This window comes from Candidatus Methylomirabilota bacterium, from assembly GCA_035936835.1.
Lineage (GTDB): Bacteria > Methylomirabilota > Methylomirabilia > Rokubacteriales > CSP1-6 > AR37.
In genome coordinates this window covers 24,414-30,442 of the sequence record DASYVT010000147.1, presented here as the reverse complement: position 1 = coordinate 30,442, position 6,029 = coordinate 24,414, and the positions used below count along the sequence as shown (strand labels likewise).

The 6,029-nt window shown below is 67.0% G+C and carries 8 protein-coding genes; 1 reads left to right on the top strand and 7 read right to left on the bottom strand.

Annotated elements, in window-relative coordinates; translation table 11 throughout:
• From rplI to groES, 6 genes are all read right to left on the bottom strand, one after another.
• Positions 1-336, bottom strand: a 336-nt coding sequence (gene rplI, locus VGV06_13215; protein ID HEV2056112.1) for a 50S ribosomal protein L9, incomplete at its 3' end; no start/stop codon positions are given.
• A 19-nt stretch (positions 337-355) separates the two neighbouring features.
• Positions 356-601 (bottom strand): 30S ribosomal protein S18, encoded by a 246-nt coding sequence (gene rpsR, locus VGV06_13210; protein HEV2056111.1) that lies wholly within the window; start codon positions 599-601, stop codon positions 356-358.
• Positions 602-613: 12 nt separating this feature from the next.
• Positions 614-1,024: a single-stranded DNA-binding protein gene (locus VGV06_13205; protein ID HEV2056110.1), complete on the bottom strand. Its 411-nt coding sequence runs from the start codon at positions 1,022-1,024 to the stop codon at positions 614-616.
• Positions 1,024-1,377: a 30S ribosomal protein S6 gene (rpsF, locus tag VGV06_13200; protein HEV2056109.1), complete on the bottom strand. Its 354-nt coding sequence runs from the start codon at positions 1,375-1,377 to the stop codon at positions 1,024-1,026. Before rpsF ends, VGV06_13205 begins: the two co-directional genes overlap by 1 nt.
• Positions 1,378-1,559: 182 nt before the next feature.
• Entirely contained in the window at positions 1,560-3,182 is a 1,623-nt protein-coding gene (groL, locus tag VGV06_13195; protein HEV2056108.1) for a chaperonin GroEL, read from the bottom strand.
• A gap of 154 nt (positions 3,183-3,336) precedes the next feature.
• Entirely contained in the window at positions 3,337-3,624 is a 288-nt protein-coding gene (groES, locus tag VGV06_13190) for a co-chaperone GroES (protein HEV2056107.1), read from the bottom strand.
• Positions 3,625-3,787: 163 nt separating this feature from the next.
• Here groES and VGV06_13185 point away from each other — a divergent pair, with 163 nt between their 5' ends.
• A complete protein-coding gene (locus VGV06_13185; protein HEV2056106.1) occupies positions 3,788-4,783 on the top strand; it encodes a D-glycerate dehydrogenase in 996 nt (331 codons plus the stop codon).
• Positions 4,784-4,799: 16 nt separating this feature from the next.
• Here VGV06_13185 and VGV06_13180 read toward each other — a convergent pair whose 3' ends face one another.
• Positions 4,800-6,017: a ribonuclease H-like domain-containing protein gene (locus VGV06_13180; protein ID HEV2056105.1), complete on the bottom strand. Its 1,218-nt coding sequence runs from the start codon at positions 6,015-6,017 to the stop codon at positions 4,800-4,802.
• Between the last annotated feature and the right edge of the window lie 12 nt (positions 6,018-6,029).

Below are 6,029 nucleotides of genomic sequence, written 5' to 3'. Positions count from 1 at the left end.
CCGCCGCTCGACCTCGACCCCGTGCTGGGAGAGGAACGCGGCGATATCCGCCTTGCCGATGGAGCCGAAGAGGCGCCCTTCGTCGGAGGCCTGGCGGGCCTGAGTGAAGTGCAGCGCCTCGATCGCCCGGGCCTGCTCCTGCGCCTGGGCCGTGAGCTTTGCCGCCGTCGCGTCCTGGCGCGCCTTGATCTGCTCGAGGTTCTTCAGGTTGGCCGTCGTCGCATGGAGCGCCAGCTTGTGCGGCAGGAGGTAGTTGCGCGCGTAACCGTCGGAGACGTCCCGGACCTCGCCGCGGCGCCCGAGCGCGGGCACGTCGTCCATCAGGATGATCTTCATGGCAGGATGATCTTCATCGCTATTCGGAGACCTGGGCCAGCAGCGCTACGGTTCGCGCCCGCCGGATGGCGCGCGTGAGCTGACGCTGGTGACGGGCGCAGCTGCCGGAGATCCGCCGCGGGGTGATCTTACCCCGCTCCGATACGAAGTTCTTCAGCCGGCGAACGTCCTTGTGGTCGATCAGCTGCACCTTGTCCATGCAGAATTTGCAGACTTTGCGCCGGCCGAACCGGCGTCGCTTGACTGGCTTGCTCGCTGGCGGAATGTTCCTATCCTCCTAGAAGGGGACTTCGTCTTCCCCTTCGGCTGCTGATGCCTCCACGGCTTCCGGCGCCACTGGGGCGCCCGCCGCCGACTTGCTCCGTCCCATGAACTGTACACGCTCCGCAACGACCTCGACGACGTTGCGCTTCTGGCCGTCCTTCGTCTCCCAGTCCCGCGTCTGCAGCCGCCCCTCGACCATGATCGGGCTGCCCTTGTCGAGGTACTCGCCGCAGCTCTCCGCCTGCTTGCCCCATACCACCACCGTAAGGAAGCAGGTCTCCTCGCGCTTCTCGCCGCTCTGCGTGGTGTAGTTGCGGTTCACCGCGAGGCGCAGGTCCGCGACGGCGGTGCCGCTCGGCGTATACCGGAGCTCCGGGGGACGCGTCAGGTTCCCCATCAGGAACACCTTGTTCAGGCTCGCCATCAGGCGCTCTCCTCGACGGCCGCGGGCTCCCGCTTGGGCGTCCCACGGACGCGCTTCTTGACCGGCACGCGCGTCGTCATGAAGCGAAGCACCTGCTCGTTCAGCCGGAGCTGGCGCTCGAACTCCTTGATGGTGGCCGGCTCGGCCGAGCACTCGAGGACGGCGTAGGTGCCCTCGCGCTGCTTGCGCAGGTCGTAAGCCAGACGGCGCTTGCCCCAGCTCTCGGCCTTGCCGAGCTCGGCGCCGAGGCCCTTCAGGTTTTCCCCGAGCTTGGTCAGAAGCGCAGCGACCTCCTCGTCGGTAGGCCGCGGATCGATAATCACCAGGATCTCGTACGGATACAGACTGTTCACCCCCCTCAACTCCTATCGATCATTTCGAAAGCACTTGACGATACCAGAAGCGCCGTTCGAACACAACTCATGCGGCGATCATGGCGCGGCCTTCGCGCAGCGGTCAAGACGTGGACAAAAAGACACGGCCCCCGCCGGTTGACCGGCAGGGGCCGCGCCCCGCAAAATTCTGCGAGAACGGCTTAGTACATGTCCCCGTGCGGCATGGCGGGCGCCGCGGCAGACTTCTCCTCGGGCAGATCGGTGATCAGGGCCTCCGTGGTCAGCAGCAGCGAGGCCACCGACGCCGCATTCTGCAGCGCGACACGCTCGACCTTGGTCGGGTCGATGATGCCGGCTTCGATCATGTCCACGTACTCGAGGCTCTCGGCGTCGAAGCCGCGCGTGGCGACCTTCTCGGCCTTCACCTTCTCGACGATGACGCTGCCCTCGAGCCCGGCGTTCTCTACGATCTGCCGGATCGGCTCTTCGAGCGCGCGCCGGACAATCATGGCGCCGACCTTCTCATCGCCCTCGAGCTTCAGGTTGTCGATCTTGGTGGACGCCCGCAGCAGGGCGACGCCGCCGCCCGGCACGATGCCCTCCTCGACCGCCGCGCGGGTCGCGTTCAGCGCGTCCTCCACGCGGGCCTTCTTCTCCTTCATGGCCGTCTCGGTCGCGGCGCCGACCTTGATCACGGCCACGCCGCCGGCCAGTTTGGCCAGGCGCTCCTGCAGCTTCTCCTTGTCGTAGTCGGAGGTGGTCTCCTCGATCTGCGCCCGGATCTGCTTGATGCGGCCCTCGATGGCGCCCGTCTTGCCCGCGCCCTCGACGAGGGTGGTGTTGTCCTTGTCCACCATCACCTTCTTGGCCTTGCCCAGGTCTTCGAGCTTGATGTTCTCGAGCTTGATCCCCAGGTCCTCGGTGATGGCCTTGCCGCCCGTCAGGGTGGCGATATCTTCCAGCATGGCCTTGCGACGATCGCCGAAGCCCGGCGCCTTGACCGCGGCGCAGTGCAGCGTGCCGCGGAGCTTGTTGACAACCAGCGTCGCCAGGGCCTCACCCTCGATGTCCTCGGCGATGATCAGGAAGGGCTTGCCCGCGCGCGCCACCTGCTCGAGCAGCGGGAGCATGTCCTTCATCACGCTGATCTTCTTCTCGTGGATCAGGACCAGGGCGTCTTCGAGCACGCACTCCATGCGCTCGGCGTCCGTGACGAAGTAGGGCGAGAGGTATCCGCGGTCGAACTGCATGCCCTCGACCACGTCCAGCACCGTCTCGGCCGACTTCGACTCCTCGACCGTGATGACGCCGTCCTTGCCCACCTTCTCCATCGCCTCGGCGATCAGGCTGCCGATCGTCTTGTCGTTGTTGGAGGCGATCGTCGCGACCTGGGCGATCTCCTTCTTGTCCTTGGTGGACTTGGACATCTTCTTCAGCTCTTCGACGACCACATCCACGGCCTTGTCGATGCCGCGCTTGAGCCCCATGGGGTTGGCGCCGGCCGTGACGTTCTTCATGCCGTCGCGGATGATGGCGTGGGCCAGCACGGTGGCGGTGGTAGTCCCATCGCCCGCGATATCCGAGGTCTTGGAGGCCACTTCCTTGATCATCTGGGCGCCCATGTCCTCGTAGTTGTCCTTGAGCTCGATCTCCTTGGCGACCGTCACCCCGTCCTTGGTGATGGTCGGGCTGCCGAACTTCTTGTCGATAATCACGTTGCGGCCCTTCGGCCCCATGGTCGCCCTGACGGCAGCAGCCATGATGTTGACCCCGCGGAGCAGAGCGGCCCGCCCCTCGTCGCTGAATAGCACCTGCTTAGGCATCTGATTCTCCTCCTCGTTCGTTCGATGGAATGGGCCGGCCCGTCTTGGCCGGCCGGGTTGGCTCCCGGATCACGCTTCAGGTCGTTGTGGCCGTGGGCCTACTCAGCGCCGCAGCCGCTCTCGCCCCTACTCAGCGCCGCAGCCGCTCTCGCCTCTACTCAAGGATGCAGAGGACGTCCTCCTCGCGAAGGATCAGGTACTCCACGTCGTCCAAGGTGACCTCGGAGCCCGAGTACTTGCCGAACAGGATCTTGTCGCCGGTCTTGACGTCGAGGGGGATCTTCTTGCCCTCGTCGTTGACCTTGCCATTCCCGACGGCGATCACCTTGCCCTCCTGGGGCTTTTCCTTGGCGCTGTCCGGAATGATGATGCCGCCCTTCCTGGTTTCCTTCTCTTCCTGCCGCTTGATGAGGATGCGGTCGTGCAACGGACGAATCTTCATGGCCAAATCGCCTCCCGATAGATAAGATGTTGACGCTTCTGACCGGTTCGTGACCACTCTAGTGGTTAGCACTCACCGAAGCCGAGTGCTAACATAGCAGTCGGGGTCTGGTGAGTCAAGACCAAAAAAGTCTTTTCCACTCAATATCTTATACGGAGACCACATGGCATCACCGATCCCGAAGCCTTCCATCCTGATATCTCGCATACTCCCTGAAGAGGCGGTAGCCCGCGCCCGGAGCCGGGCCGTGGTGGATCTCCACGAGGCTGACAAGCCGCTCGGGCGGACCGAGCTCATCGCGAGGCTCAAGGGCCGCCAGGGCCTCGTCTGCCTCATCACCGATGCCATCGACGCCCCGCTCCTGGCCGCCTGCCCGGATCTCAAGGTCGTGGCCAACGTGGCCGTCGGCTTCAACAACATCGACGTGGCGGAGGCGACCAAGCGCGGCGTTGTCATCACGAATACTCCCGACGTCCTCACGGAGACCACGGCCGATTTCGCCTGGACGCTCCTCATGGCGACGGCCCGGCGGGTGGTCGAAGCGGACCGCTACGTCCGCGAAGGCAAGTTCACGCAGTGGGAGTTCATGCTGCTGCTGGGGGGCGACATCCACGGCAAGACCCTCGGCATCATCGGCTTCGGCCGCATCGGCCGTGCCATGGCCCGGCGGGCGCGCGGCTTCGACATGCGTGTCCTCTACCAGGACGCGGTCGCCGCCGACCCCGCCACGGAGCGGGAGCTCCGGGCCACGAGGACGGACACGGCGACCCTGCTCCGGGAGTCGGACTTCGTCACCCTCCACACGCCGCTCCTTCCGGAGACGCAGCACCTCATCAATGCCCAGTCGCTCAAGACCATGAAGAAGACCGCCTACCTCGTCAACGCCTCGCGGGGCCCAGTCGTCGACGAGGCCGCGTTGGCGCAGGCGCTCAAAGAGGGGTGGATCGCCGGCGCGGGCATCGACGTCTTTGAGAGAGAACCGGAGGTTCATCCGGCGCTGATGGGCTTGCCCAACGTGGTCCTGGCGCCCCACATCGCCAGCGCCTCGTCGGACACGCGCCTGCAAATGGCCAACCTGGCAGTGGAAAACTGCCTGGCCGTGCTCGAGGGCAAGACGCCTCCGACTCCTGTCAACCCCGAGGTGTTGACTAGGCGCTGACTGTAAAGCTCCTGGGCTACGTGAGGCGCCCGCGCTCGAGCCGCCTGCACAGCCTCGCAAGCCGGTGCGAGAGCGCCTCCACCACCGGCGCCGGCGCCCGGTGCGCGTGCGCACGATCGAGGGCTTCCGTTACGACGGCATGCGCGGCCGCGAGGTCGCGTAGACGGTGCTCGTGGATTTTGGCCATCTCCTCCCACGGCCGCGAATCGAAGATGCGCGCGCCGCGCGCGGCCGCCTCCCAGAGCACGCGCGAGGCGTCCCACCGCGACCGGCGCTTCTCGCGCCACGCCAGGCGCGCGAGCAGGCGCTCCCGCGCGGGGCTCGCGAGACCGCGGTCGAGCGCCATCCGGTAGCAGGCCTCGCCGCGGTCGGGATCGGCCGACTCCCAGAGCCTTCCGAGCCCGGCCAGCTCCTCGGCCCCGAGATCGGGGACGGGCGCCCGCGCGACGGCGTCGGCCACCCAGCCCGCGAGCGCGGCCAGCGAGAGGATGTCGTGGCGGTTGTGCTCGAAGACGCGCGGCAGCTCGCCCGGGGCCTTGCGCCGCAGGTACTCGAAATACACGGAGGGGATGAGCGCGCCGGGCAGGTCCCCCTCACGAGTGAAGCCCAGGGCGTGCTGCTCGACGGTGCCGAGGCGGCAGTCCGGCAGGCGGGCGCTCCAGAGGCGGCGCGCGGCCGGAAGCAGGTCGAGGTGAAACGCGGCCTCGGGCCAGCGCCGACGCGCCAGCACGAAGCGCGTCTCGAGAAGCGGCAGGTCGAAGCTCGTGCCGTTGTAGGTGACGAGCCCGTCCACGCTACGCAAGAGCGGCTCGAGCGCGGCCAGGAGCGCCGGCTCCTCGTCAAGGTCGCGCATGAAGTACTGCCGGACCTCGAAGGCCTCACCGTCGAAGAAGCCGACCCCGACGAGGAAGGCATACGTGCCGGTGCCGCCCGCGAGGCCGGTCGTCTCCGTGTCGAGGTACAAGAGCCTCGGACCCGCGGGCGCTTCGCTGCGGCCCAAGAGCGCCAGCGGCGCATCGGCCATCCCGCGTGCCACGTCAAGAAGCTGGCGGCCGTGGCGGTGCCCCGCGTCGAAGCGCCGGCGAACAACCAGCACCTGCCCGCGTGGGGTCTCCTCGACGGCGCCGCCCAGGAGGTCCTCGAGCGAGGCCGTTTGGCGAGAAGCGACATTGATCCGGCTCTTGGCCTCGAGCCGCCGGATGACGCGGCTGAGGTCGGGGATGGCGTCGCTCACGCGGGCAACGCG

Coding starts and splice junctions, on each gene's coding strand:
- VGV06_13205 (HEV2056110.1), bottom strand. CDS start 1,024: ATGGCGAGCCTGAACAAGGTGTTCCTGATGGGGAACCTGACGCGTCCC.
- groL (HEV2056108.1), bottom strand. CDS start 3,182: ATGCCTAAGCAGGTGCTATTCAGCGACGAGGGGCGGGCCGCTCTGCTC.
- groES (HEV2056107.1), bottom strand. CDS start 3,624: ATGAAGATTCGTCCGTTGCACGACCGCATCCTCATCAAGCGGCAGGAA.
- VGV06_13185 (HEV2056106.1), top strand. CDS start 3,788: ATGGCATCACCGATCCCGAAGCCTTCCATCCTGATATCTCGCATACTC.